Source organism: Streptomyces sp. NPDC092296 (assembly GCF_044755465.1).
Taxonomy (GTDB): domain Bacteria; phylum Actinomycetota; class Actinomycetes; order Streptomycetales; family Streptomycetaceae; genus Peterkaempfera.
This window is the reverse complement of the sequence record NZ_JBIVRB010000020.1, coordinates 61,132-86,933: the sequence shown is the minus strand read 5'-3', so window position 1 is coordinate 86,933 and position 25,802 is coordinate 61,132. Positions and strand designations below refer to the sequence as shown.

Here is a 25,802-nt window from a genome sequence, read left to right as displayed (position 1 = left end):
CGGCTGATGTGGCTCTTCCCGTACCTGACCTGGGTGGTGCCGGCCGGCTTCGCCGCCGTGCTGGTGGCCATGGCGGTGATCGGCGACCAGTGCACCCAGTTGTTCACCAGCCTCGGCAGCCTGGCGGTCGTCCTGGTCGCGTACACGGTGCGCCGCGCACGCGACCCGTGGCCCCGACCGGATGCCGGTATCTCGGCCCCCGGTAGCTCCGACGCCGGTCCCGCCCGGCTCTCCCCCGCCCCCGCCCTCGCCCTGAGCCGTCCGGGCGCGGACGCGGCCCGTCCGCCGCCTCCGCCCGGGGCCGCCCGGCTCAGGGGTGGGTGAGTTCGAGGACCGCGATGCCGGTGAGGACGGCGGCGCTCGCGGTCAGCCGCAGGCGGCCGAAGCGCTCCCGGAACAGCAGGGTGGCGATCAGCGCGGCGATCAGGATGCTGGTCTCGCGCAGCGCGGCGACGGACGCCAGGTCACCGTGCGCCTGCGCCCAGATCACCAGGCCGTACGCCAGCAGCGACAGCACGCCGCCGGCCAGCCCGACGCCGCAGACCGGCCTGAGCCCGTCGAGCAGCGCGGGGCCGCGCCGCAGCCAGGCGATCAGCGGCAGTACGGGCCCCTGGCACAGGAACAGCCAGGCGATGTACCCGGCCACGGTGCCGGAGTGCCGTACGCCGGTGCCGTCGATCACCGTGTACGAGGCGATGACGACGCCGGTCGCCACGGCTGCGGCCAGGGCGGGCAGTTGGGCGCGCCCGGGGATGCCGTCGGCCAGCGCCAGGCCGGCCAGGCCGCAGGAGACCACCAGCACGCCGGTGAGTTCCGCGGCCGACACCGGCCGGTCCAGGACGGTGACGGAGGCCACCGCGACCAGCAGCGGCGCGGTGCCCCGAGCGATCGGGTACATCTGGCCGAAGTCCCCGAGCTGGTAGGCGCGCAGCAGGAACAGCTGGGACAGCACCTCCAGCGCGGCGGACACCGCGATGAACGGCCAGGCCCGTGCGTCGGGCAGCGGGGTGAGGCAGACCAGGACGGCGGCGCAGCCGGTGTACGCGAGGTTGATCAGCGCGAAGCCGATCAGCTTGTCGTGGATGCGGTGGGCCAGCGCGTTCCACACCGCGTGGAGGACGGCTGCGGTGAGGACGGCCGCGGATACGGCCGCGCCGCCTGAAGGGATGTCGGGCATGCGGGATCTCCTCATGTGCGGCGGACATGTCTGGAACTGAGTTCCGCGCTACGATAACCTCATGGAAAAGAGTTCCACAGCCGAGCGGCAGCTCGCCGCCCATATCCGCGCCCACCTGCCGGAACTGCGCGAGACCGAGGCCCGGGTGGCCCAGGTGGTCCTTGACCAGGGGGCCGCCCTGGTGCACCTGAGCGTCAGCGATGTCGCCGCCCTGGCCGGCACCGCGCCGTCCTCCGTGGTCCGCGCCTGCCAGCGCCTGGGCTTCCGCGGCTACCAGGAACTGAAGATCGCCGCCGCCCGCCAGACGCCCCGGCCCGCGCCGCCCCGGGAGCAGGACGCCGCCGCTCGGGCGCTGGCCGACACCCTGCGCGCCACGCACGAAGCCCTCGACGGCGTGGCCACCACGCTCGCCCTGGACCAGTTGCGCGCCGCCGCCGCCGCGCTGCACACCGCGCCCCGCGTCGTGGTGGCCGCCGCCGGGCTGTCCGGCGCCGTGGCCGCCGACGCCGCCTACCGGCTGCGCGCCCTGGGCTCGGCCGTCGACGCGCCCCCCGACCCGCTCACCGCCCAGCTGGCCGCCGCCGGGCTGCCCGCCGGCGGCGTGTGCCTGGCGATCAGCCACACCGGGGCCACCCGCAGCACCGTCGACGCCGCCCGGCGCGCCCGCCTGGCCGGGGCCGCGGTGATCGGGCTCACCAGCTACGCCCGGTCACCCCTCAGCGAGACCAGCACCCATCTGCTCCTGGCCGGCGGTCAGGACCTCGTCTTCGGCCTGGAGACCACCGCCAGCCGCATCGCCCACCTCGCCGTCGTCGACGCGCTGGCGCTGACCCTGCTGGCGCTGCGCGGCCCCGCCGCCGAGGAGGCCCTGCACCTGTCGGCGGACGTCACCGCCGACCACGCCTACTGACCCGGCCCGTGAACGGAGCGGCAGGTGGGGCAGGTGGGGACAGGGGGCGGCCCGGTCCGGCAGCTCACTCCAGTCACACCAGCCCCAGTAATATCCTTTGGCACCAACTCACAATGGCTCTTGCCACATCCACCATCTGCAAATAGTGTCTCCTCTTGGCGGACAGCGCTTCCGCCACCGTTCGAACTGCATCCGGATTTATTCCTGTCGGCAGCTCAGAGGGGGGGCTGTGGATACGTCCACAGTGCGCGCCGCTTTAGTTCTGGAAGACGGAACGATCTTATCGGGACGGGCATTCGGCGCGATCGGCAGTTCTTTTGGAGAGGCCGTCTTCTGCACCGGAATGACCGGCTACCAGGAGACGTTGACTGATCCTTCGTACCACGGGCAGATCGTGGTGCAGACGGCCCCGCAGATCGGCAACACGGGGTGGAACGACGAGGACGGCGAATCGGCCCGGATTCAGGTGGCCGGTTATGTGGTCCGGGATGCCTCACGCCGGGCGTCGAACTGGCGGTCGCGGCGCGGGCTCGGGGAGGAACTCGCGCGGCAGGGAATCGTCGGGGTGACCGGTGTCGACACCCGGTCGCTGACCCGGCGTCTGCGCGAGCGGGGGGCGATGCGGGCCGGAGTGTTCTCCGGCGACGCGCTGACCGGCCCGGCGGAGATGACCGCGCTGGTGCAGGCGGGTCCGGTGATGGCCGGCGCCGAGCTGGCGTCCCGGGTCAGCACGGCGGAGCCCTATGTGCGTCCGGCGGTCGGCACCGCCCGGTTCCGGGTGGCGGTGCTGGACCTGGGGGTGAAGGCCAACACGCTGCGGATGCTGGCCGCGCGCGGAATCGAGTCCCATGTACTGCCGGCCTCCTGCTCGCCGGACCGATTGATGGCCCTCGAACCGGACGGGGTGTTCCTGTCCAACGGGCCGGGCGATCCGGCCGCGATGACGCCGGCGGTCGAGCTGGCCAGGGCGGTGCTGGAGCGCCGCATCCCGCTGTTCGGCATCTGCTTCGGCAACCAGATCCTCGGCCGGGCGCTCGGCCGGCCCACGTACAAGATGCGCTACGGCCACCGCGGGACCAACATCCCGGTGGTCGACTCGGCGACCGGCCGGGTGTCGATCACGGCGCAGAACCACGGCTTCGCCGTGGAGGGGGAGCCCGGGGAGCGGTTCGACAGCCCCTACGGCGCGGCACTGGTGTCGCACCACTGCCTGAACGACGGCGCGGTGGAGGGCCTGCGGTGCCTGGATGTGCCGGCCTTCTCCGTGCAGTACCACCCCGAGGCCGCGGCCGGGCCGCATGACGCGGCTTCGCTCTTCGACGACTTCGTCAGCCTGATGGGTGAAGCCAGCTGATGCCCAGACGCACGGATCTACGACATGTCCTGGTGATCGGTTCCGGACCGATCGTGATCGGACAGGCTTGCGAGTTCGACTACTCGGGCACCCAGGCCTGTCGGGTGCTGCGCGAGGAGGGACTGCGCGTCACTCTGATCAACTCCAACCCGGCGACCATCATGACCGACCCCGAGTTCGCCGACGCCACCTACATCGAGCCGATCACCCCGGAGTTCGTGGAGAAGGTCATCGCCCTGGAGCGGCCGGACGCGATCCTGGCCACCCTCGGCGGGCAGACCGCCCTCAACTGCGCGGTCGCGCTGCACGAGCGCAATGTGCTGGAGAAGTACGGCGTCGAGCTGATCGGCGCGGACGTCGAGGCCATCGCCCGGGGCGAGGACCGCCAGCGCTTCAAGGACATCGTGGCCTCGGTCGGCGCCGACACCCCGCGCAGCGCGGTGTGCACCACGGTCGAGGAGGTCCGGGCGACCGTCGCGGAGCTGGGCCTGCCGGTGGTGATCCGGCCCTCCTTCACCATGGGCGGCCTGGGCTCCGGACTGGCCCGCACCGCCGAGGAGTTGGAGACGCTGGCCGCCACCGGGCTGGCCGAGAGCCCGGTGGGCGAGGTGCTCGTCGAGGAGAGCGTCCTCGGTTGGAAGGAGTACGAGCTCGAATTGATGCGTGACCGCAACGACAACGTCGTGGTGGTCTGCTCGATCGAGAACATCGACCCGATGGGCGTGCACACCGGCGACTCGGTGACGGTGGCGCCGGCGCTGACGCTCACCGACCGCGAGTACCAGCGGATGCGCGATGTGGGGATCGCGGTGCTGCGCGCGGTCGGCGTGGCCACCGGCGGCTGCAACGTCCAGTTCGCCGTCCATCCCGAGACCGGCGCGCTGGTGGTCATCGAGATGAACCCCAGGGTGTCGCGCTCCTCGGCGCTGGCGTCCAAGGCGACCGGGTTCCCGATCGCCAAGATCGCCGCCAAGCTGGCGATCGGCTACACGCTGGACGAGATCCCCAACGACATCACCGGTGAGACGCCCGCCAGCTTCGAACCCGCCCTGGACTACGTCGCGATCAAGGTCCCCCGGTTCGCGTTCGAGAAGTTCCCCGAGGCGGACCAGACCCTGACCACCACCATGAAGTCGGTCGGCGAGGTGATGTCGATCGGCCGCACCTTCCGCGAGGCGCTGGGCAAGGCACTGCGCTCCACGGAGACCGCGGCGGCCGGCTTCTGGACGGTGCCCGACCCCGAGGGCACCACCCTGGACGGCGTGCTGGCGGCGCTGCGCACCCCGCACGACGGCCGGCTCTACACCGTCGAACGGGCGCTGCGGCTGGGCGCGAGCGTCGAGCAGGTGCACGAGGCGTCGGGCATCGACCCGTGGTTCCTCGACCAGATCCTCTCCCTGGTGGAGCTGCGCGCGGAGCTGCTGCGCCCCGGCCCGCTGGACGAGGAGCTGCTGCGCCGGGCCAAGGGCTCCGGGCTGTCGGACCGCCAGATCGCCGCGCTGCGCCCGGAGGCCGGCGGCGAGGACGGCGTACGGGCGCTGCGCGACCGGTTGGGCGTGCGGCCGGTGTACAAGACGGTGGACACCTGCGCCGCCGAGTTCGCCGCGACAACGCCGTACCACTACTCGGCCCACGAGCTGGACCCGGCGGCGGAGTCGGAGGTCGGCGCGCAGCGCGAGCCGAGGCCCAAGGTGCTCATCGTCGGCTCCGGGCCCAACCGGATCGGCCAGGGCATCGAGTTCGACTACTCCTGCGTCCACGCGTCGCTGGTCCTGCGGTCGGCGGGCTACGAGACGGTGATGGTCAACTGCAACCCGGAGACGGTCTCCACCGACTACGACACCTCCGACCGGCTGTACTTCGAGCCGCTGACCTTCGAGGACATCCTGGAGGTCCACCGGGCGGAGAGCGCCACCGGCGAGGTGGCCGCCGTCATCGTGCAGCTGGGCGGGCAGACCCCGCTGAAGCTGGCGCAGCGGCTGGCCGACGCCGGGCTGCCCATCGCCGGCACCTCCCCGGAGGCGATCCGGCTGGCCGAGGACCGGGGGGCGTTCGCCGAGGTGCTGGCGGCGGCGGGGCTGGCGGCGCCGCGCCACGGGGTGGCGGCGTCCTTCACGCAGGCCAAGGCGGTCGCGGACCGGATCGGCTACCCGGTGATGGTGCGTCCCTCGTACGTCCTGGGCGGGCGGGGCATGGAGATCGTCCACGACGAGGCGGCGTTGGCGGCCTATCTGCGGCACGCCACCGAGGTCCGCGCCGATTCCCCGGTCCTGGTGGACGAGTTCCTGGTGGACGCGATCGAGATCGACGTCGACGCGCTCTGCGACGGGACCGAGGTCTACCTCGGCGGCGTGATGGAGCACATCGAGGAGGCCGGGGTCCACTCCGGTGACTCCTCCTGCGCGCTGCCGCCGCTCACCCTCGGCCGGACCGACATCGAGACGGTGCGCGCGCACACCGAGGCCATCGCCGCCGGGCTGGGCGTCCGGGGCCTGCTGAATGTGCAGTTCGCGCTGAAGGACGACGTCTACTACGTCCTGGAGGCCAATCCGAGGGCCAGTCGTACGGTGCCGTTCGTCTCCAAGGCGACCGGTGTGCCGCTGGCCAAGGCGGGCGCCCGGGTGATGCTGGGCGCCTCCGTGGCGCAGCTGCGCGCCGAGGGGCTGCTGCCGGCCCGGGGCGACGGGGCGAGTCCGCGCCCGGGGGCGCCGATCGCGGTCAAGTGCGTGGTGCTGCCGTTCCACCGCTTCCGCACCCGCGCGGACGGCGGCCCGGACGGTGGCCCGGACGGTGGCGTGGACAGCGCGCTGGGGCCGGAGATGAAGTCCACCGGCGAGGTGATGGGGATCGACGCCAGCTTCGACGTCGCCTTCGCCAAGGCGCTCACGGCGGCCGGCTCCCCGCCGCCGCTGTCGGGCCGGGTCTATGTCTCGGCGGCGCCCGAGCGGCTGGCGACGGTGGTGCCCGCGCTGCGCACACTGCGCGGCCTCGGCTTCGAGGTGACCGCCGAGGCGCGGACCGGGCAGCTGCTGGCGCGGGCCGGCTTCGAGCCGGACGCGGCCGAGCCGCACTCCCCCGCCCAGGCCGCCGGCTGGATCCGGGACCATGAGCTGGACCTGGTCGTCAGCCTGCCGGCGGGCGGTGCGGACCGGGCCATCGACCGCGCGGTCCGCACCGCGGCCGCCCAGTACGCCGTCCCCTATGTCACGACCGCTCCCGGACTGCTGGCGGTGGCCAGGGCGATCAGGGCCCGGCACAAGCTCGAATTCGGCGTCGCCTCCCTCCAGGAGACACAGGCTCGCCGCCCCGCCGGGTGGCATCCGGCGGACTGAGCGCGCACGGCCCGCCGCCGAGGCACCTTCCTACCAGTTCCCGGAGATCACGTTGATCGCTGATCGTGTCTACGATCTCGTCCTGGACGACATATTCCTCAAAGTGTCCGGTGTCGGAAGTCTCAACCGGTTGTTCTTCAAGGTCGAGGGCTTCAATCCCGGCGGATCCATCAAGATGAAGACCGCCCGGGGGCTCGTGCAGGCGGCGGAGAACTCCGGGGCGGACATGAGCCGGGCGCGGCTCATCGAATCGACCTCGGGAAATCTGGGAATCGCGCTCGCCGTCATCTGCGCGGCGAACGACTACGCATTGACCTGTGTCACCGACCCGAATTCCAATGCGACCGCCGTCGCCATCATGCGGGCGCTGGGAGCGGAGGTCGTGGTGGTCCGGGAGCGGGACGCCAACGGCGGCTACCTGGGTACCCGGATCGCCTACATCCAGCAGCGGCTGGCCGCCGAGAAGGAGCTGTACTGGCTCAACCAGTACGCCAATCCCGGTAATCCGTCGGCGCATGAGCAGGCCACCGCACCGGCCATCCTCAAGGCGTTCCGCACCGTCGACCACCTCTTCCTGGGGGTGGGCACCGGCGGCACGCTGATGGGCTGCGTCGACTACTTCCGCCGCCGCAGCCCGCAGACCCGGATCGTCGCCGTCGACACCGTCGGGTCGGTCAACTTCGCGTCCGAGCCCGGCGTCCGGCACATCCCGGGGCTGGGCGTCAGCCGGCGGTCCCCGGTGCTGGACAGCTACGCCCCGGACGAGGTCGTGATGGTCCCGGAGTGGGAGACGGTGCGCGAGTGCCGCTGGCTGGCCAGGAGCGCCGGGCTGCTGGCGGGCGGCTCCACCGGCACCGTGCTGGCCGCCGTGCGGCGCCAGGCGGCGTTCATCGGGCCGGACGAGACGGTGGTGGCCCTCGCCCCGGACATGGGCGAGCGCTACCTCAACTCCGTGTACGACGACGACTGGGTCGCCGCCCGGGGGCTGGACCGGGCACCGGACACCGATGAATCACCCAAGGAGGAGCTCGATGTTCTCGTTTGACGTGGTCCCCGGAAAAGTCGTCAAGGACATCCTGGACACCGCCGCCGCGCGGGTCGTCGACCTGGTGGAGGACGCCTATCTGCGGCACGACGACGGTCTGACCGTCAACCCGGACAGCTACTTCCTGCGCTTCCCGCAGAAGCCGGAGGCGCGCATCATCGCGCTGCCCGCCACGATCGAGCTGCCCGAGGACCGGGCCGTCGGCATCAAGTGGATCTCCAGCTTCCCGGGGAACGTGGCCGACGGCATCCCGCGCGCCTCGGCGGTGCTGGTCCTCAACGACTACGCCACCGGCTACCCCAAGGCGCTGCTGGAGGCGGCCACCATCAGCGCGGTCCGCACGGCGGCCTCGGCGGCCGTGGCGGCGCGCGCCTTCGCCCGGTACGCACCGCCGGACGGCCGGGTGGCGTTCATCGGCGCCGGGATCATCGCCAGGACGGTGCTGCGCTACCTGGTCGCCACCGGCTACCCCGTCGAACGGCTGGAGGTCTTCGACCTGCACGCCGAGTCGGCGCAGAGCCTGGCCCGGTTCGCCGCCGAGGAGCTGGAGTTGGACGCCCGCCCGGTCGACGGCCTGGAGGCCGCCCTGGCGGCGCAGACGGTGGTGACCACCACCACGGCCGGCACCCCGTACATCGGGCAGCTGCTGCGCCCCGGCCAGCTGGCGCTGAACATCTCGCTGCGGGACTTCGAGCCCGCCGTGGTCCTCGCCGCCGAGAACTACTTCGACGACGTCGAGCACTGCATGAAGGCCAACACCTCCCCCCACCTGGCGGAACAGGCCAGCGGCGGCCGGGACTTCGTCAACGGCACGCTGGCCGACGTACTGCGGGGCCGCAACGAGCCGAAGGGCGACCGCGGGGTGCTGTTCTCGCCGTTCGGCCTGGGCGTGCTGGACCTCGCGGTCGGGGACTTCGTCCTGGCCACCGCCCGGGAGCAGGGGCTCTCGCTGGAGATCCCGGACTTCTTCGGCGAGACGAGGCGCTGGTGACCACCGTGCGGATAGCGGTGATAGGCGTCGGCCCGCGCGGGCTGTCCGTCCTGGAGCGGGTGGTCAGCCACGCGCGGCTGGACGGTCCGCCGATCGAGCTGCTGCTCATCGAGCCCGGCGAGCTGGGCGTGGGCATCCACCGGGTCAAGCAGCCGGACTACCTGCTGCTGAACACCATCGCCTCGCAGCTGACCATCTTCTCCGACGAGCGGATGACGCCGGGCGCGCCGGTGACGCGCGGGCCGAGCTTCTTCCAGTGGTGCGGCGAGCGGAAGCACCAGGTGCGGTTCGACGACTTCCTGCCCCGGCGGCTGCTGGGCGAGTACCTCCAGTGGGCGGCCGGCGAGCTGCGGGAGCGGGCGCCGGAGCGGCTGACCGTCCAGCACCTGCCCGCCACCGCCGTCGCGGTGCGCCAGGACGCGGCCGGCGCGCTCGTCACGCTCGCCGACGGCACCGAGCACCGCGCGGACCTGGCCGTCGTCACCACCGGCCACGGCCTCGCGCTGCGCCCGCCGGCCGTCGCGGACGGCATGGTAAGTGTCCCGTACCCGCTGCCGGACCAGGCCGACCTGGTCCCCGACGCCGCCACCGTCGCGGTGCTCGGCACCGGGCTGACCGCGATGGACCTGATCGCGGCGCTGACCGTGGGGCGCGGCGGCGAGTTCCGTGAGGACGGCTATCTGCCGTCGGGGCGCGAACCGCACATCGTGCTGGCCAACCGCACCGGGCGGCTGCCCTGCGCCCGCCCGGCCACCACGGCGCAGCGGCGCCCGGCGCCCGCCGTGCACCTCACGCCGGAGGCGGTCGCGGCGCTGCGCGAGCGGACCGAGGACGGCCTGCTGGACTTCCGCCGCGACGTCGAGCCGCTGGTCCACCGCGAGGCGCTGGGGCGGATGGCCGGGGCGAGTGCGGCGGAGGTCGAGACCGTCGAGCGGCTGCTGCGGTCCGATCCGCAGCGCGCCGAGAGCTATCCGCACTACGTACGGACCGTGGTGGAGCAGGCGCGGGCGGATCTGGCGGAGGCCGAGCGGGGCCTCGGTGCGAGCGTGGTCAAGGAGGCGCTGGAGATCCTGCGCGACCACCGCGAGTCGCTGCGCGCGGCGGTGGACCCGCCGGGGCTGACGGCGGAGTCGCACCGCTACTTCATGGCCGAGTACGTGCCGCTGGTCAACCGGACGGTGATCGGCCCGCAGAAGGAGCGCATCCATGAGCTGCTCCAGCTGATCGACGCCGGGGTCGTGGTGCCGGGTCCCGGCCCGAGCCCCCGGCTGACCCGGCGCGACGGCGGCTGGACGCTCAGCTCCACCGCGCTGGACCGGCCGCACCGGGTCGAGGTCGACCTGCTGCTGCGGGCCAACCTCGACTGGCCGCTGGTCGACGACGAGTTGGACCCGATCGCCGGCTCGCTGCGCGGCTGGGCCGCGTCCGGGCCCGGCGGGGCGCTGCGGCTGGACCGCGACGGGTTCGTCGTCCCGGCCGACGGCGCCGGGGCGGTCAGGGCGGTCGCGGTCTTCGGGCCGCCCGCCGAGGGGGCCAGCTACTACAACCACTACGTGCCGTCACCGGGCGTCTGGTCCCGCGCCCTGACCGACCTGGACCGCGCCCTGACCCCGGTGCTCGGCACCGGACGGGCCGTCGGAACCCCCGGGCGCGATCCCCGGTCGCGGTGACGGACCGGTGTCCGGCGGGGCACCAGCAGCAACCCATCTCCCCGAAGGAAGGCTCATACCACCATGCTGATCCTGGGTTTCAAAGAGGGGCACGACGGCGGAGTCGTCGCTATCGAGGACGGCAAGCTGCTCTTCGCCCTTGAGGCGGAGAAGGACAACTACCCCCGGTACGACCGGCTGACCGCCGAGGTGATCACCCGGGCGGCCGGCATGCTGGACCGGGTGCCCGACGTGGTCGCGCTCAGCGGCTGGGTCAAGGGCTTCCATTCCGTCGAGCCGCCCACCCGCGCCGGCTACTTCGGCGTCGGTGAGGGCTCGATCACCGACGAGGCGGGCAAGTACTTCGGCAAGGACGTCCGGATCTTCTCCTCCACCCACGAGCGCTCGCACATCATGACCGGGTACGGCATGTCCCCGGGCGCCGCGGGCAAGCCGCACTACGCGCTGGTGTGGGAGGGCAGCATCGGCTCCTTCTACCGCATCGACGAGTCGGGCCAGGTCACCCATCTCAAGCACGTGATGACCGACCCCGGCAACAAGTACGCGTACCTCTTCGCGCTGGCCGACCCGAAGTTCCCGGTCGGCAAGGGCTTCTTCCGCTACAGCGACGCGGGCAAGCAGATGGCGCTGACCGCCTTCGCCGAGGACACGCCGATGACCAAGGCGGAGCAGGAGACCATCGACTTCATCCTCAAGCAGGAAGGCATCATCCTCGGGGTCTCCAAGGACGAGATGAGCTGGTCGCACATCTACAACGCCGGGGTGGAGTCGCAGGAGTACCGCAACCTGTCGCTGAAGCACTCCCAGGCGATCTTCGAGCGGTTCTACGACTACGCCGCGAAGAACCTCACCGAGGGCCTGCCGCTGCTGATCTCCGGCGGCTGCGGCCTGAACTGCAACTGGAACGCCCAGATGCGGGAGAGCGGCCTGTTCGAGTCGGTGTTCGTGCCGCCGTGCCCCAACGACAGCGGTGCGGCGCTGGGCACGGCCATCGACGCGCAGTGGTACCACACCGGTTCGGCGGCCATCGACTGGGACGTGTACGCGGGCGAGGAGTTCGTCCACGACATCGAGCCCGACCCGGCCCGGTACGAGACCCGGCCGCTGAACTCCGCCGAGGTGGCCCGCTACCTGGAGCAGGGCAACATCATCGCCTGGGCCCGGGGGCGCTACGAGATGGGGCCGCGCGCGCTCGGCAACCGGTCGATCCTGGCCGCGCCGTTCACCACGGAGACCACGGTCCGGCTCAACACCATCAAGCAGCGCGAGGGCTACCGGCCGATCGCCCCGATCGCCCTGGAGTCGGACGCCGACAAGTGGTTCGTCGGCTCGGTCCACGACCCGTACATGCTGTTCTTCAACCGGGTCACCTCCGAGGAGCTGAAGGCGGTCACCCACGTCGACGGCTCCGCCCGCACCCAGACGGTCACCCATGAGCGCAACCCCGGGATCGCCGACCTGCTGGTGGCCTTCCGCGACATCACCGGCTTCAGCGTCCTGTGCAACACCTCGCTGAACTTCTCCGGCCGCGGGTTCATCAATACGACCAGCGATCTGCTCAAGTACGGGGAGGAGCACGGCCTGGACGGCTACGTTGTGAATGACACGTTCATCACACCCCGGAAGGGCTGAGCGAGGAGTTCACCCGGAAGTCATGACCCGTCCCGCGGCGCCCCCGGCCTGACCGGCCCGGTCCGCGAACAGCACTTGCCGTCGCCGCGCCCCACCGGGGTGCGGCCACGGCAAGTGCTGGGCTGTTGGCGCCCCGGCCGGCCCCGCCGTGCCCCGTACCTGCCCTCCCCCTGGATACCGCCCCCTCGGAACACCGTTCCACCGATCAGAGAGTCGCCTGATGACCATCTCCACAGAAGACCGCACTCGAACGCCGCTGTCCTTCGGTCAGGAGCAGCTCTGGTTCCTCGACCAGTTAACTCCGGGCGCGACGGTGTACAACATCCTGCTCGCCGCGCGGCTGCGCGGGCCGCTGCGCATCGACCTGCTCCAGCGCAGCATCACCCTGGTCGTGGCACGGCACGAGGCGCTGCGCGTCACGGTCCACGCCGAGGACGGCGCCCCGTACCAGGTGGTGTCGCCGCCGCCCGCCGAGGTCGAGCTGCCGGTGCTGGACCGCACCGGGCTGGACGAGCAGGGGCAGCAGCGGGCCGTCCAGGAGGCGCTGGACGAGCTGTCGAACCTGCCGTTCGACCTCCAGCAGGGGCCGCTGTACCGGTACCGCGTGGTGAGGCTCGCCGACGACCACCATGTGTTCCTACAGAACCTGCACCACATCGTGACCGACGGCTGGTCCTCCGGTGTGGTCAACAACGAGCTGACGGTGGCGTACGCCGCGCTGCTGGAGGGCCGCGAGCCGGAGTTCGGCCCCGGCGCCAGCTACCTGGACGTGGCCCGGGAGCAGCGCGCCACCATGCAGGGCGAGACCCTGCGCGAGGAGCTGGACTTCTGGGCCGAGAAGCTGGCCGACCTGCCCACGCTGGAGCTGCCCACCGACCGGCCGCGCCCGGCCAAGCCGAGCCGGGGCGCCGACTCGGTGATCCGGCCGTACCCGCCGGAGCTGCTGAAGCAGGCGCGGGCGCTGGCCAAGGAGCACGGCGTCTCGCTGTACATGGTGCTGGCGGCGGCGCTCAACGTGGTGCTGAGCCGCTACACCGGCCAGGAGGACATCCCGATCGGGGTGCCGATGGTCGGCCGGACGGATGCCGAGCTGGAGGAGGTGGTCGGCCTCTTCGTCAACATGGTGGTGCTGCGCTCCGACCTGTCCGGCGACCCGGACTTCGCCGAGCTGCTGGAGCGGACCCTCGACGCCAACCTGGACCTGTACGAGCACCAGGAGGTCCCGTTCCACCTGATCGTGGACCGGGTGCAGCCGGAGCGGGTGCCCGGCCGCAACCCGCTGTTCCAGGTGTCGATGCAGCTGCTGGGCGAGGCCAACTCCGGCGGCGGTGTGGCCTTCAGCGGCACCACCTCGGAGGCGCTGAGCATCGCCTCCACCGGGTCGCGCTTCGACATGGCGATCGACTTCGTGGAGGCCGGTGACACGCTGCGCGCGCACGTGGAGTACTCCAAGGACCTGTTCGACGAGTGGCGGATCAGGGCGCTGCTGGACCACATCGAGACGGTGCTGACCGCGGCGGTGCGTGACACCTCGCTGCGGGTCTCCACCCTGCCGCTGCTGACCGACGCCGAGCGCGCGGAGCTGCTGGCCCTGGGGAAGGGCGAGCCGGCCGAGTACGCCGAGGAGCCGCTGCACGTCGGCCTGGCGAAGGTGGCGCGCGAGACGCCCGACGCGGTCGCCGTGGTCTGCCGGGGCGTCGAGCTGACCTACGCCGAGCTGGACCGCCGCGCGGACCGGCTGGCCCGGTACCTGCGCTCGCTGGGTCTGAAGCACGGCCAGGTCGTCGCGACCGTGATCGACCGCGACCTCGACGCGTACGTGGCGATGGCCGGCATCCTCAAGGCCGGCGGCGCCTTCGCCATGATGGACCCGAAGCTGCCCGCCGGCCGGCTGGACTACATGATCCGCGACACCGCCGCCCCGGTGGTGCTGACCCGCTCCGCGCTGGCCGACCGGCTGCCCGAGCCGGCCGGCTGGGCGCGGGTGCTGATCGACAGCGACTGGGCGGCGGTGGAGGCGGTGCCCGCCGACGAGCCGCTGGAGGAGTGGACGACCCGCGAGTCGCTGGCGTACGTGCTGTACACCTCGGGGTCCACCGGTACGCCCAAGGGCGTGATGATCGCCCACCGGGCGGTGTCGTTCTTCTGCGAGGCGTACCGGCGCTCCTTCGACCTGGGGCCGCAGGACCGGCTGCTCCAGCTGCCGGCGCTCAACTTCGACATGTCGCAGGGCGAGATCTGGACGGCGTTCCTGGTCGGCGGCACGGTGGTGGCGGTCTCCCCGGAGGACGCCCAGTCGCCGGAGGCGCTGACCGCGCTGCTGCGTGACCAGCGGGTCACCTACGCGGGGCTGCCGCCGGCCATGCAGTCGGTGATGGACCCCGAGCCGTACCCGGACCTGAAGTACGTGATGGGCGGCGCCGAGGTGCTGCCGCCCGAGCTGGTCAACAAGTGGAACCTGCCAGGCCGCAAGTACCTCAACCTCTACGGCCCCACCGAGTGCGCGATCGGGCAGACCGAGTACGAGGTCGAGCACATCGAGTGGCAGACCCCGCCGCCGATCGGCCGCCCCCAGCTGAACCGGCAGGTCTACATCGTGGACCGGTCGAACAACCTGGTGCCCAAGGGCGTGCCCGGCGAGCTGCTGATCGGCGGCCGGGAGGGCGGTCTGGCGCGCGGCTACCTCAACCAGCCGGAGATGACGGCGCAGAAGTTCATCCAGGACCCGTTCGACGCGACCAGCATGGTCTACCGCAGCGGTGACCTGGTGCGCTGGAGCGGCGCCGGGCAGATCGAGTTCATCGGCCGGATCGACAACCAGGTCAAGCTGCGCGGCCTGCGCATCGAGCTGGGCGAGATCGAGACGGCGCTCCAGTCCCACCCGGGGGTGCTGCGGGCGGTGGTGCTGATGCGCCCCGACCGGCAGGGGGAGAACCGGCTGGTCGGCTACTACACCTCGGTGGCCGAGCCGCCGAGCGTGGAGGACCTGCGCCGGCATCTGGCCGAGTCGCTGCCGGAGTACATGGTGCCCACCGCGTGGGTGGCGCTGGAGTCGTTCCCGATGAACAACGACGGTTGGAAGATCAACCGCAATGCGCTGCCGGAGCCGGCGGACGAGGGCGGCGGCGGCGACTTCCTGGAGCCCAGGACGCCCACCGAGGCGGAGGTCGCCGCGGTCTTCGCCCAGGTGCTGTCGCTGCCCCGGGTCGGCGCCGAGGACAGCTTCTTCGACGTCGGCGGCAACTCGCTCCAGGCGCTGCGGGTGGTCAGCCGGATCAACAAGACGTTCAAGATCCGGATCAGTGTGCGACTGCTGTACGGCAACGCCACGCTCAGCGGGATCTCCGCCGTGATCGACGAGCTGATCGAGGCGAAGGCCCGTGGCTGAGGATCTCGACCGGATCGTGCCGCTGCGGACCGAGGGCGACCGCACGCCGCTGTTCTGCGTGCACGCCGTCTCCGGCTCGGCGTACTCCTACGCCGGGCTCTCCCGGGTGCTGGGGGACGACCAGCCGGTGTACGGGTTCGAGGCTCCCGGGTTCGACAACGACCGCACTCCGGTGCGGTCGCTGCCGGACCTGGCGGCCGAGTACACCCGGATTCTGCGCGCCTTCCGCCCCGAGGGGCCGTACCGGCTGCTGGGCTGGTCGCTGGGCGGCCTGCTGGCCTTCGAGATGACCAAGCTGCTCACGGCGCAGGGCGCGGCGGTCTCCAGCCTGATCCTGGTGGACGCGGGGCTGCCGGTGCCGATGCCGCTGCCGCCGGAGCGGGACATCCTGATCCGGTTCATCCGGGACATGATGGGCCTGTCCGAGGAGGTGCCCGCCGAGCTCACGGCGCTCTTCGCCGACTGGCCGCAGGACGTCGACCCGCAGACCGTCTTCGAGGCGGTCGAGAAGTCCGGGCTGCTGCCGGAGGAGCTGGACGCCTTCGTGCTGGAGGACCAGTACGACGTGTTCCGGGCGCACCTGGAGGGCTTCTACTCCATCGATGTGACCGGTCGCCACGACGGCCACTCGGCGCACATCCTGGCGGAGCGCTCCCCGGCCGAGGACATGGACTGGTCCCGGCAGCTGCCCGCCGCCGAGCTGTACACCGTGCCGGGCAGCACCCACCACTCCATCTGGGGCGGGGACAGCCTGCTGACGCTCAGCGGCATCGTCCGCCGGACCCTCGACACCGAGAGTGGCCAGGCCTTCGGCAGCGAGAGCGGCCAGGCCGTCGGCAGCGAGAGTGGCCAGGCCGTCGACACCGAGAGTGGGAGGTAGGAGCACGTTGCCGCTCACCGAACCCGAGGCCGACACCGCCACCGGTCCTCCGACCGAGAGCCTGTGGCAGAACCGGGACTTCCTGAAGTTCTGGCTCGGCGAGACCCTCTCCCTGCTCGGCACCCAGGTCACCAATCTGGCACTGCCGCTGACCGCGATCTACTCCTTCGACGCCACCGACACCCAGGTCGGCGTCCTGCGGTTCCTGCAACTCGCCCCGTACATCGGCTTCGCGCTGCTCTTCGGCGTCTGGGTGGACCGGGTCCGCCGCCGGCAGGTCATGATCTGGACCAACCTGGTCCGCATCGTGCTGATCGGGGCGATCCCGGTGCTGCACTGGTGCCATGCCCTGAACATGCCGGTGCTGCTGGTGCTGGCCTGCTCGATCGGCATGGCGTCGGTCCTCTTCGACGTCAGCTGGATGCCGTTCGTGCCCACCCTGGTCAAGAAGCCCGAGCACTTCGTCGCGGCCAACGCCAAGATGGGCGTCAGCTCCTCGGCGTCGGACGTGGCGGGGCCCGGCCTCGCCGGCGTGCTGGTGTCGGTGCTGACCGCGCCGGTGGCGCTGCTGGTGGACGCGTTCTCGTACGTGGTGTCGGTCACCTCGCTGCTGCTGATCCGCACCCGGGAGGAGCGCCCGGTGCCGCCCGCCAAGCGGCATGTGCTCAGGGAGCTGCGGGACGGCCTGGACTGGGTGTTCCGCCGGCCGATCCTGCGCTGGCTGGCGCTGGTCGGCTTCTGCTGCAACTTCTCGATGATCACCGTGTGGACCATGTTCCTGCTCTACGGGACGCACGATCTGGAGTTCAGCTCCTCGACGCTCGGCGCGATCTTCGCCGTGGCGTCGGTGGGCGGCCTGATCGGGGCCGTGCTCTCCAGCCGGGTGATCGCCCGGTTCCCGCTCGGTCCGACCTACTTCGTCTGCCAGACCGCGCTGCTGCTCGGTCCGGTGGTGATCGTGCTGGCCGGAGGGCCGAAGCCGGTCATGGCGGCCCTGGTGACGCTCTCCTTCTTCATCACCTATCTGGGGCTGGGGGTCGCCAATGTCATCATCGTCAGCCTGCGGCAGGTCACCACGCCGCAGTCGATGATGAGCCGGATGACCGCGTGCTTCCGCACCCTGCTCTTCGGTGGCGGTGCGCTCGGCGGTCTGACGGCCGGGCTGCTGTCGGACGCGGTCGGGGCCAGGAACGCCCTGATCGTGGCGGCGGTCTTCTCGGCCGCCGTGGTGGTGGCGCTGATGCTCTCGCCGGTCTCCCGGCTGCGCAGCCTCCCGCCGCCGGTCACCGACCCGGTCCCGGCGGACCCGGCGTAGTCCTGGCCTGAGCCCGGCCGGGGTAGTGCCGGTGGCCCGGTGGCGTTCTCCGTCACCGGGCCACCGGCGCGTCCCGGTTCAGAGGGTGTCGGTGGCGTACCGGGCGCGCAGCGCGGCCAGCCGGTCCGGGTCCAGCGGCTCCCCGGCCTCCAGGGCGCGGTGGATGTCGCGGAAGTACTCCTCGTACCCGGCCGGGGTGATCAGGAAGAGGCAGCGCGCCCAGTCGGACGAGGCGTTCCGGAAGCCGTGGGCGGCGCCGATCGGCACCGACACGCTGCCGCCGGCCCCCAGCGTGCTCGCGCCCTCGGCCAGGTCGAAGGTGACCTCGCCCTCCAGCACATGGAAGTGCTCGGCGTGGCCGTGGTGGATGTGCGGCGCGGCCCCGATGCTGCCGGGCGGGAAGCGGTACTCCACCACGGCCAGCGCCCCACCGGTCTGCGCGCCCGAGAGGTGCACCAGGTACGACCCGGCGGGGGCGCGCAGCGGCTCCGCGTCGCCCGGTCCGATCATCGCCACGGCAGTCATCCGCTGATGGTAGCTCAGCCGATGCGGCGTCAGCCGGCTTTCCCGGACCGGGCTGCGGGCGCCGGTGCGGATCGGTGATCTACGCTGCTCGCGTCGGTCGGGCCGGGCTGCGGGAGGAGCGCTTGTGATCGCGAAGGTGCAGTGTGTGGTGCTGGACTGCCCCGATGTGTCGGTCCTCGCCCGTTTCTACCAGGCGCTGCTCGGCGGCGTGGTCGACCGGCCCGATCCCCGCTGGTCGCTCGACCGCGACTGGTCGACCCTGCACACCGGCTCGGGGCTGGTGCTCGCCTTCCAGCGGGCGCCGGACCACCGGCCGCCGCGCTGGCCGGACCCCGACCACCCGCAGCAATTCCACCTCGACCTGGGCGTCCCGGATCTCGACCGGGCCCAGCAGCAGGTCCTCGCGGCGGGCGCCGCACCGCTCGACCTCGGGGACGCCACGCGCGGCTGGCGGGTCTACGCGGACCCGGCAGGACATCCGTTCTGCCTGGTCCGCGAGTGATGGTCAGCGCAGCCGTCTAGAGGTCGCGGAGCCTGGGGACGGCCTGCTCGGTGAGCCGCTCGACCCAGCCCGCCGGGTCGGGGCCGGGCGGGCTGACCCAGACCTGGTCGATGCCGAGCCTGGCGTACGGCTCCAGGCCGGTCAGGAAGGCGTCGACATCGGCCGACGCGTCGGCCGAGCCCCAGATGATGGTCCGGGCGATCGTGGCGGGGTCGCGGCCCTCGGCCTCGCAGTGGCCGGCCAGCACGTCGAGTTTGTGGGCCACCACCGCGGGGTCGTCGGCGTACAGGTTGCATGCGTCGGCGTACCGCGCGACCAGCCGCAGGGTCTTGCGCTCCCCCGAGCCGCCGATGAGGATCTTCGGCCCGGGGCGCTGGATCGGGCGGGGCGAGCAGATGGTCTCCGCGAGCCGGTAGTGGCGCCCCTCGTACGGCCCGTCGTCGTCGCTCCACATCCGGCGGCAGATCTGCAACGCCTCCTCCAACCGCTCGAAGCGCTCGGCGACCGGCGGGAACGGCACGCCGAGCCCCCGGTGCTCGCGCTCGTACCAGGCCGCTCCGATGCCCAGCACCGCCCGGCCGCCCGACAGGACGTCCAGGGTGGTCACGATCTTGGCCAGCAGCCCGGGATGGCGGTAGGTGACACCGGTGACCAGCAGGCCGAGCTTGATGCGCTCGGTGCGGCCGGCCAGGAAGCCGAGAGAGGTGTACCCCTCCAGCATCGGGTCCTGGGCGGGGGCGCGGGCCTCCATCTGGAACCAGTGGTCCATCAGGGTGAACGCCGCACAGCCGCCCTGCTCGGCGGCGCGGGCGGTGGCGGTCAGGACGGCGGGCAGGGACTGCGGCTCGCCGGGGAGCGTGAAGTTCGGGAAGTGGATGGCCAGCTTCATGGGAGGTCACCTCGCGGTTCCGGGACTTCCACCGTCGCGGCATCGCGGGCGCGGCGCCAGCCGGCCGCCGTCCGGCCCCGGGCGCCGGCCGGCCCGTGCGGGGGCTACCGGAGGCGCGGGGGCCACGGCAGACTGCGGCCGTGATCGATTCAGCTGTCGCCGCCGCAGTCCATGACCATGTCCGTGCCTTCAACGACCGGGATGTCGACGCCCTCATCGGCGGCTTCACCGAGGACGCCTGCTGGATCACCGGCTCGACCACCGTCCGGGGCCGCGCCGAGCTGACCGAGCTGTTCAGCGGTGCCATGTCCGGTCTGCTGCCGACGCTGGTGGTGCGGAGCCTGCTGGCGGACGCGGACCGGGCCGCCTGCCAGCTGGTCGAGACGCTGACCGTCGACGGCGAAGAGGTGATCTGCTCCATCGCCGGGTTCTACGAGTTCCGGGACGGCCGCATCGCCTCGGCCAAGATCTACCGGGAGGGGAGCGCCGACGTCGGGTGAGGCGCGCGAGACGAGGCCGGGTGGCGGCGGCCGCTCAGGCACCCCGGCTCAGGCACCCCGGCGGGCGGCCTGGCGCTGCCGCTTGCCGAGCGGTGCCTGCGAGAGGTCCTCGGCCTGTTCACGCCGCCCGCCGGCTGACCCCCGCCGCGTACCTCCCGTACGGGGCGCGCCCCGGCGGTCACGCGCTCTCCGCCCACTCCCGGCCGCCGCTGACAGTGCGTCACGAAGCATGCCCTAATGGTCGCGGTACGTCATCCACTCCGCACCATGGAGAGCACCATGCGCAACCGCCACCTGCTCCGCGCCGCCGTCACGGCCCTGACGCTGACCACCGTGCTGGCCATGGGCGCCAGCACGGCCTTCGCGAGCAGCTTCCTCAGCTGGGAGGGGCCGCAGGACACCGGCCGGGCCAAGGAGATCACACCCTGCGGGTGCAGCAACATCGATCCCCACTTCCGTGCGGCCTACCGGTTCCATCACACCGGCCAGGACGCCACCATGTACAACTCCCCCAACTGCCAGGGTGTCAGCCACTACACCTTCCGGGGTGACTCGCACAGCACCCAGCCCTTCGGTTGGCGGAGCATCTTCATCCACTGCTGACAGTCGGCGCAGCCGGCCACCGCAGCACCGGGACGGCCGATCGCGGCGTACTCGTTGCAGCCCCCACCGGGTCCGGTGGGGGCTGCAACGAGTGCGCCGCCGTGCGGCGGCCGGAGTGGTGACGCCGGTCAGATGGCGCCGCCGTAGTAGCCCCAGTACTGCTGGTGGTACTCGGGGTCGTCGCTGTGCTTGTCGCTGTCGTACTCCGGCGCGTTCTTGATCTCGTCCTTGGTGCGGGCGACGTACACGGTCTGCTGGTCGCGGTCGATGCTGGAGACCGTGCCGGCCGGGAGCAGGACGTGCCTGCCGAAGATCCACGGGCCGGTGTCGACCACCAGGTACTGCGCGTCCACCTCCTCGCTCGCCTTGTCGACCTTGCCGATGTGCCCGTCGGTGGCTTCCACCCGGTAGCCGGTCAGGTCGAGTCCGGCCGTGTAGCCGCTGTCCGCGCCGTAGCCCCATACGTTGTCGCTCACCGTGCCGACTCCTTCCGTCGTTCGCCTGTCGTCGCGGTGGCCGGTGGCCCGCCGGAGCGGGCCGCCCGAGCACTGCGTGGTCAGCCGCTACCCGGGGTCGCCGCATGCAGTCCTCCCTTCTGTCGCACGGCCGGCCATGCCGTGGGTCAGGACCGGACGCAACCCTGACAACGTTGTCTTTCCACCGTCCACATCGACGTCAGCCGCCGGCGCCGCAGGCATTCGTGCCGAGCAGAAGCAGAGCGGGGCGCCGCGATTCCCCACCGGCGGCGCACCGCCCCACGCGGGCCAAACACGTCGTGGGGCGTGAGGTGCGTCACGGATCGGCGCCCGGCTACGAGTGGCGGTAGTGGGCCCGGCGCGCCCTTCCCGGCCCCGCTCACCGGGGCGGCGGGTGTCAAGAGCGGCCCTCGGATACGGGACCGCGTAGTAACAGCGGCCATTGCCCGGTCGGCGGGGCTCCGCTCAGGATGACCGGACATTCCGAGCCCTGTGCGGCCCTTTACCCCGTTTCGCCGCCATTACACCCCCCAGGACGACGCATGACGACTCTGCTCACCCGTATCACCGCCGTCTCCGGTCTGTGCCTCGCCGGGATGGCCGCGATCCCCGCCACCGCCTACGCCGCCCCGGCCGGCAGCACGGTCAGCGCCCAGTTCAGCACCAGTTCGATAGCCGACCGGGCCCTGGAGAAGGTGGGCGGGTACGGCGGCCAGTGCAAGCAGTTCGTCAACGACGTGGTCCAGGAGGCCACGGGCGGCTCGGTCTCGCTGGGCGGCGGCTACTACTCGGACTACCGGCGGGAGGGCGGCCACCGGGTCTCGGCCGCCAACGCGGTCAAGGGCGACGTGATCCAGCTGAACTCGGCCTCGGACCCGGACACCTTCTACAGCGGGATGCACACCGCGATCGTGGTCGCCAACCTCGGCCACCACAACTTCAAGGTGGTCGACTCCAACTGGGTCGGCCCCACCACGGTGGGCACCCACACATGGAACCCGTACAACCGGGCCGCCGACAAGGGCCTCAAGGTCAACATCTGGCACTTCTGACCGGCCGGAGAGCCGGCGGGAGGGCCGCCGACCCCGGACGCGCGGCACGGCGCGGCGGGGGGGGCCCCGGGGCCCCCCCCCCCGCGCCGCAGTCGTGGATCAGTCCGGTCAGTCCAGGCTGACGCCGGAGCCGATGACGGTGATCCGGTCCTGGGCCGGCGGGGCCAGCGGAGCCGCCGCCGAGGAGTGCCCGGTCAGGTAGCCGGTGAAGACATCCAGGTCGGAGGCGCCGACCAGCTTGTTGCCACCGCCCGCGAAGGCCGCGAAGCCGTCGCCGCCGCCCGCGAGGAACTCGTTCATGGCGACCCGGTAGGTCTTCGCCGGGTCGATCGGCTCGCCGTTCAGCCGGATCGAGGAGACGACGACCCGGTCGGCGCCGGACTTGGTCAGGTCCAGGGTGTAGCCGAAGCCCCGGGAGATCTGGAGGATCTTCGGCTCGGCCTCGTTGGCGCCGCTGACCTGCTGCTGGAGGCCCGCGATCAGCTGCGCACCGGTCAGATCGATCACGTTCATCATATTGGTGAACGGCTGGACCGCGAATGCCTCGGCGTAGGTCACCACGCCGTCGCCCTCACTGCCGGACGCCTTCTGCACCAGGTCCGCCCGGATGCCGCCGGGGTTCATGAAGGCGATCTGGGCGCCGCCCTTGTCGGCGGCGGAGAGGCCCTCCAGCTGGGAGTCCGCGATCACGTCACCGAGCGGCTTCTCGTACGCGCTGCTGCCGCGCCCGTTGATGTCGGCGGAGATGTAGCCGACGGTGCGGCCCGCGATCGGCTCGGCGATCTTCTGGTAGTACGAGATGAGGTCGGTCATGTCGGCGGCCTTGGGGACCGTCCGGCGGACCACGTGGTTGGCGGCCTTCACCGAGCTGCGAAGCACGTCACCGGTGGCCCGGTTGATCGGCAGGTCGATCTCGGTGTAGAGGCGCCCGAAGGAGGCGGCGCTGGTCACCCGGCGCGGGTTGCCGGCCGGGTCCGCGATGGTGCAGTTGTACGAGTTGTGGGTGTGGCCGGTGACGATCGCGTCCACCGCGGGGTCGATCTTCTTGGCGATGTCCACGATCGGGCCGGAGATGCCGGCACCGGCGCCGGGCGAGTCGCAGTCCGCGTCATAGGTGTTGCCGGCCGGGTAGCCGCCCTCGTGGATCAGCGCCACGATCGTCTTCACACCCTGCTTCTTCAGCTGGGCGGTGTACTTGTTGATCGTCTCGACCTCGCCGCCGAACTTCAGGCCCTTGACGCCCGCCGCGGTGACGATGTCCGGGGTGCCCTTGAGGGTGACCCCGATGAAGCCGACCTTGATGCCGTCCACCTTCTTGACCCAGTACGGGGCCAGGATCGGCTTGCCGGTCTTCTCGCTGGTGACATTGGCCGCCAGGTACTCGAAGTCGGCGCCCTTGAACTTGCGTCCCTTGGCGTAGCAGCCGTCGGTGGGGTGGCAGCCGCCGTTCTGGAGGCGCAGCAGCTCGGCCGAGCCCTCGTCGAACTCGTGGTTGCCCACGCTGGTGACGTCGAGGCCGAGCTTGTTCATCGCCTCGATGGTCGGCTCGTCGTGGAAGAGGCCGGACAGCAGCGGGCTGGCGCCCACGACATCGCCGGCCGCCACGGTGAGCGAGTCCTTGTGGCCCTTGCGGGCGTTGCGCAGCGCGGTGGCCAGGTACTCCACGCCACCGGCCGGGGTGGAGACGATCGCGCCGGTGGCGTCCTTCTCCTGGATGGTGCCGGAGGAGCCCGCCGGGGGCTCCAGGTTGCCGTGGAAGTCGTTGATGGCGAGCAGTTGGAGGTTGGTGACACGCACCTTCGCGGGGTGGTGCGCGGGAGCCGGGTGGTGCGCGGGAGCCGGGTGGTGCACCGGGGGGTGGTGCCGCACCGGGGCCGGGTGGTGTGCCGGGGCCCGGTGGTGTACCGGAGCGGAGGCGGCTGCGGTCGGCATCGCCAGGGCGACCAGGCTCGCGGAGGCGGCCCCCGCGATCAGCAGGCGGCGCCGGCGGGCGCCGGGGCGGATGGACTCGGACAAGGGTTTCCCTTCGCCGTACGTGGCAGGTGCGTGGCACGGGGAAGCTTAGAGTCAACGCGCGTAGCTGTCAGGGCCGTAAAGGTAACGGAGTGGTTTCCTCCGGCTGTACGTCAGGTGTCGGACGGCGCGTGAACTCGCTCCCGGCGGGCGGAAGTCCGGGCCGGACAGTGTCCGGGCGCACGGTGGGGCGGCGACCCTCGCCGGTGTCGTCGTACGCCAAGCCGCTTGTGCGGCAGGGATGCTGACGCACCATCACCACGTTTCTGCTGCCCGGCGGTCCGGTCCGGGTCAGTGGACGGTGAGGCGCAGGATGCGGTCGTCACCCGGGCGCGGGTGGGCGCGGCCGTCGGTGTTGCTGGTCGTCAGCAGCAGCGTCCCGTCGGGGTCGGCCAGGACGCTGCGCAGCCGTCCGTAGGTGCCGGTCAGGAACGCCTGCGGGGCGGCGGCCACCCGGGTGCCGTCCAGCGGGATGCGCCACAGCCGCTCGCCCTTGAGCGCGGCCATCCAGATCGAGCCCTCGGCGTAGGCGATGCCGCTGGGCGAGTCCTCCTCGGTGCCCCACTGGGCGACCGGGCTGGTGTAGCCGGGGTGGTCGGTCCTGCCCTGGGTCGCGGGCCAGCCGTAGTTGCGGCCGGGCAGGATCAGGTTCAGCTCGTCGGCCTGCTTGTCCCCGAACTCCGACGCCCACAGCCTGCCCTGCGGGTCCCAGGCCAGGCCCTGCACATTGCGGTGGCCGTAGCTGTACACCACCGTTGCGCCGAACGGGTTGCCGGGCGCGGGGGCGCCCGTCGGCGTCATCCGGAGGATCTTGCCGCCCAGCGACGACTTGTCCTGCGCCGACGCGGGCCTGCCCGCGTCGCCGGTGCCCGCGTACAGCATCCCGTCCGGGCCGAAGGCGATCCGGCCGCCGTCGTGGTGCACGCCCCGGGGGATGCCCGCGAGGATCACCTGCGGCGGCCCCAGCTGGCTGCCCGCCGGCCTGGTGGGGTCGTACGTCATCCGGGCGATGCGGTTGTCCGTGGCGCTGGAGTAGTAGGCGTACAGCAGGCGGTCCGACCGGAAGGCCGGGGACAGCGCCAGCCCGAGCAGCCCCGCCTCGCCGCCCTGCGCGGCATTGGACACCACGCCGGGCACCGTGCCCACGACGGTCTTGCGCCTGCTGCCGGGGTCCACCCGGTACACCCGGTAGCTGTCCCGGGAGGAGACCAGCAGTCCGCCGCCCGGCAGCGGCGCGAGCCCCCATGGGGTCTCGATGCCGTCCGCCACGGTCGCCGTGACCCTGGCACTGCCCTTCGCCGGAGCGGCGGACGCGCCGGGCTTACCGGAGGCATCGGATGTACCGGAGACGGCGGGCGTACCGGGCGGCGCGCTGCCCACCGCCGTCCCGGCGGCGCCCGACGAGCAGCCGGACAGCGGCGGCAGCGCGGCGCACAGGAGAAGGACCGCCAGCGCGGTGCTGCGACGCCTCATCGACCGTCCCTCCTGCCGCCCCGGACCGGCTGCTGCCCGGCCGTGCGCAGACTAACCCGGGCCGCCGACCCGCGC

The 25,802-nt window shown here is 71.9% G+C and carries 21 protein-coding genes; 15 read left to right on the top strand and 6 right to left on the bottom strand.

Going from position 1 to position 25,802, the window contains the following annotated elements; translation table 11 throughout:
- Nucleotides 1-6: 6 nt before the first annotated feature.
- Nucleotides 7-324: a hypothetical protein gene (locus ACIQGZ_RS27840; protein ID WP_402607014.1), complete on the top strand. Its 318-nt coding sequence runs from the start codon at nt 7-9 to the stop codon at nt 322-324.
- On the opposite strand, the gene ACIQGZ_RS27835 is transcribed toward ACIQGZ_RS27840, so the two are convergent.
- Nucleotides 311-1,177, bottom strand: coding sequence for an EamA family transporter (locus ACIQGZ_RS27835; RefSeq protein ID WP_402607012.1), 867 nt, complete (start codon nt 1,175-1,177; stop codon nt 311-313). The genes ACIQGZ_RS27840 and ACIQGZ_RS27835 overlap by 14 nt on opposite strands.
- A gap of 61 nt (nt 1,178-1,238) precedes the next feature.
- Here ACIQGZ_RS27835 and ACIQGZ_RS27830 point away from each other — a divergent pair, with 61 nt between their 5' ends.
- The 10 genes from ACIQGZ_RS27830 to ACIQGZ_RS27785 all read left to right on the top strand — a co-directional run bounded on the left by ACIQGZ_RS27830 (nt 1,239) and on the right by ACIQGZ_RS27785 (nt 17,694).
- On the top strand, nt 1,239-2,087 hold the full coding sequence (locus tag ACIQGZ_RS27830) for a MurR/RpiR family transcriptional regulator (protein ID WP_402607010.1): 849 nt from the start codon (nt 1,239-1,241) through the stop codon (nt 2,085-2,087).
- Nucleotides 2,088-2,316: 229 nt separating this feature from the next.
- Nucleotides 2,317-3,441 (top strand): glutamine-hydrolyzing carbamoyl-phosphate synthase small subunit, encoded by a 1,125-nt coding sequence (carA, locus tag ACIQGZ_RS27825; protein ID WP_402607031.1) that lies wholly within the window; start codon nt 2,317-2,319, stop codon nt 3,439-3,441.
- The gene (gene carB / locus ACIQGZ_RS27820) at nt 3,441-6,773 is read left to right on the top strand and encodes a carbamoyl-phosphate synthase large subunit (protein ID WP_402607007.1); all 3,333 of its coding nucleotides are present in this window, start codon (nt 3,441-3,443) and stop codon (nt 6,771-6,773) included. The genes carA and carB overlap by 1 nt, the downstream gene beginning before the upstream one ends.
- 52 nt (nt 6,774-6,825) lie before the next feature.
- Nucleotides 6,826-7,818, top strand: coding sequence for a 2,3-diaminopropionate biosynthesis protein SbnA (gene sbnA, locus ACIQGZ_RS27815; RefSeq protein WP_402607004.1), 993 nt, complete (start codon nt 6,826-6,828; stop codon nt 7,816-7,818).
- Nucleotides 7,805-8,809: a 2,3-diaminopropionate biosynthesis protein SbnB gene (gene sbnB, locus ACIQGZ_RS27810; protein ID WP_402607001.1), complete on the top strand. Its 1,005-nt coding sequence runs from the start codon at nt 7,805-7,807 to the stop codon at nt 8,807-8,809. The genes sbnA and sbnB overlap by 14 nt, the downstream gene beginning before the upstream one ends.
- Complete coding sequence (locus ACIQGZ_RS27805; RefSeq protein ID WP_402606999.1) at nt 8,806-10,479, top strand: FAD/NAD(P)-binding protein; 1,674 nt, start codon at nt 8,806-8,808, stop codon at nt 10,477-10,479. The genes sbnB and ACIQGZ_RS27805 overlap by 4 nt, the downstream gene beginning before the upstream one ends.
- A gap of 63 nt (nt 10,480-10,542) precedes the next feature.
- Nucleotides 10,543-12,111: a carbamoyltransferase C-terminal domain-containing protein gene (locus tag ACIQGZ_RS27800; RefSeq protein ID WP_402606997.1), complete on the top strand. Its 1,569-nt coding sequence runs from the start codon at nt 10,543-10,545 to the stop codon at nt 12,109-12,111.
- Nucleotides 12,112-12,331: 220 nt separating this feature from the next.
- Entirely contained in the window at nt 12,332-15,499 is a 3,168-nt protein-coding gene (locus tag ACIQGZ_RS27795; protein WP_402606994.1) for an amino acid adenylation domain-containing protein, read from the top strand.
- Nucleotides 15,492-16,379, top strand: coding sequence for an alpha/beta fold hydrolase (locus ACIQGZ_RS27790; RefSeq protein WP_402606992.1), 888 nt, complete (start codon nt 15,492-15,494; stop codon nt 16,377-16,379). Before ACIQGZ_RS27795 ends, ACIQGZ_RS27790 begins: the two co-directional genes overlap by 8 nt.
- Before the next feature lie 7 nt (nt 16,380-16,386).
- Nucleotides 16,387-17,694 carry an MFS transporter gene (locus ACIQGZ_RS27785; RefSeq protein WP_402606990.1) on the top strand — a complete coding sequence of 436 codons (1,308 nt, stop codon included), beginning with the start codon at nt 16,387-16,389 and terminating at the stop codon, nt 17,692-17,694.
- Nucleotides 17,695-17,772: 78 nt separating this feature from the next.
- On the opposite strand, the gene ACIQGZ_RS27780 is transcribed toward ACIQGZ_RS27785, so the two are convergent.
- Nucleotides 17,773-18,219, bottom strand: a complete 447-nt coding sequence (locus ACIQGZ_RS27780) for a cupin domain-containing protein (RefSeq protein ID WP_402606988.1) — start codon at nt 18,217-18,219, stop codon at nt 17,773-17,775.
- A 124-nt stretch (nt 18,220-18,343) separates the two neighbouring features.
- On the opposite strand from ACIQGZ_RS27780, the gene ACIQGZ_RS27775 reads away from it, so the two are divergent.
- Nucleotides 18,344-18,721: a VOC family protein gene (locus ACIQGZ_RS27775; RefSeq protein ID WP_402606985.1), complete on the top strand. Its 378-nt coding sequence runs from the start codon at nt 18,344-18,346 to the stop codon at nt 18,719-18,721.
- Between the two features lie 16 nt (nt 18,722-18,737).
- Here ACIQGZ_RS27775 and ACIQGZ_RS27770 read toward each other — a convergent pair whose 3' ends face one another.
- The gene (locus tag ACIQGZ_RS27770) at nt 18,738-19,610 is read right to left on the bottom strand and encodes an LLM class F420-dependent oxidoreductase (protein WP_402606983.1); all 873 of its coding nucleotides are present in this window, start codon (nt 19,608-19,610) and stop codon (nt 18,738-18,740) included.
- A gap of 140 nt (nt 19,611-19,750) precedes the next feature.
- On the opposite strand from ACIQGZ_RS27770, the gene ACIQGZ_RS27765 reads away from it, so the two are divergent.
- Nucleotides 19,751-20,110: a nuclear transport factor 2 family protein gene (locus tag ACIQGZ_RS27765; RefSeq protein ID WP_402606980.1), complete on the top strand. Its 360-nt coding sequence runs from the start codon at nt 19,751-19,753 to the stop codon at nt 20,108-20,110.
- 267 nt (nt 20,111-20,377) lie between these two features.
- Nucleotides 20,378-20,713: a MiAMP1 family antimicrobial peptide gene (locus tag ACIQGZ_RS27760; protein WP_402606978.1), complete on the top strand. Its 336-nt coding sequence runs from the start codon at nt 20,378-20,380 to the stop codon at nt 20,711-20,713.
- A 128-nt stretch (nt 20,714-20,841) separates the two neighbouring features.
- Here the strand turns inward: ACIQGZ_RS27760 and ACIQGZ_RS27755 are convergent, their stop codons facing one another.
- Nucleotides 20,842-21,189, bottom strand: a complete 348-nt coding sequence (locus ACIQGZ_RS27755) for a PRC-barrel domain-containing protein (RefSeq protein WP_402606976.1) — start codon at nt 21,187-21,189, stop codon at nt 20,842-20,844.
- A gap of 542 nt (nt 21,190-21,731) precedes the next feature.
- Between ACIQGZ_RS27755 and ACIQGZ_RS27750 the strand changes: the two genes are divergently transcribed.
- Entirely contained in the window at nt 21,732-22,241 is a 510-nt protein-coding gene (locus ACIQGZ_RS27750) for a hypothetical protein (RefSeq protein ID WP_402606973.1), read from the top strand.
- A gap of 108 nt (nt 22,242-22,349) precedes the next feature.
- On the opposite strand, the gene ACIQGZ_RS27745 is transcribed toward ACIQGZ_RS27750, so the two are convergent.
- Together ACIQGZ_RS27745 and ACIQGZ_RS27740 are read right to left on the bottom strand one after the other, a co-directional pair.
- Complete coding sequence (locus ACIQGZ_RS27745) at nt 22,350-24,257, bottom strand: bifunctional metallophosphatase/5'-nucleotidase (RefSeq protein WP_402606971.1); 1,908 nt, start codon at nt 24,255-24,257, stop codon at nt 22,350-22,352.
- A 288-nt stretch (nt 24,258-24,545) separates the two neighbouring features.
- Nucleotides 24,546-25,727 (bottom strand): PQQ-dependent sugar dehydrogenase, encoded by a 1,182-nt coding sequence (locus tag ACIQGZ_RS27740; RefSeq protein ID WP_402606969.1) that lies wholly within the window; start codon nt 25,725-25,727, stop codon nt 24,546-24,548.
- Nucleotides 25,728-25,802 lie beyond the last annotated feature (75 nt).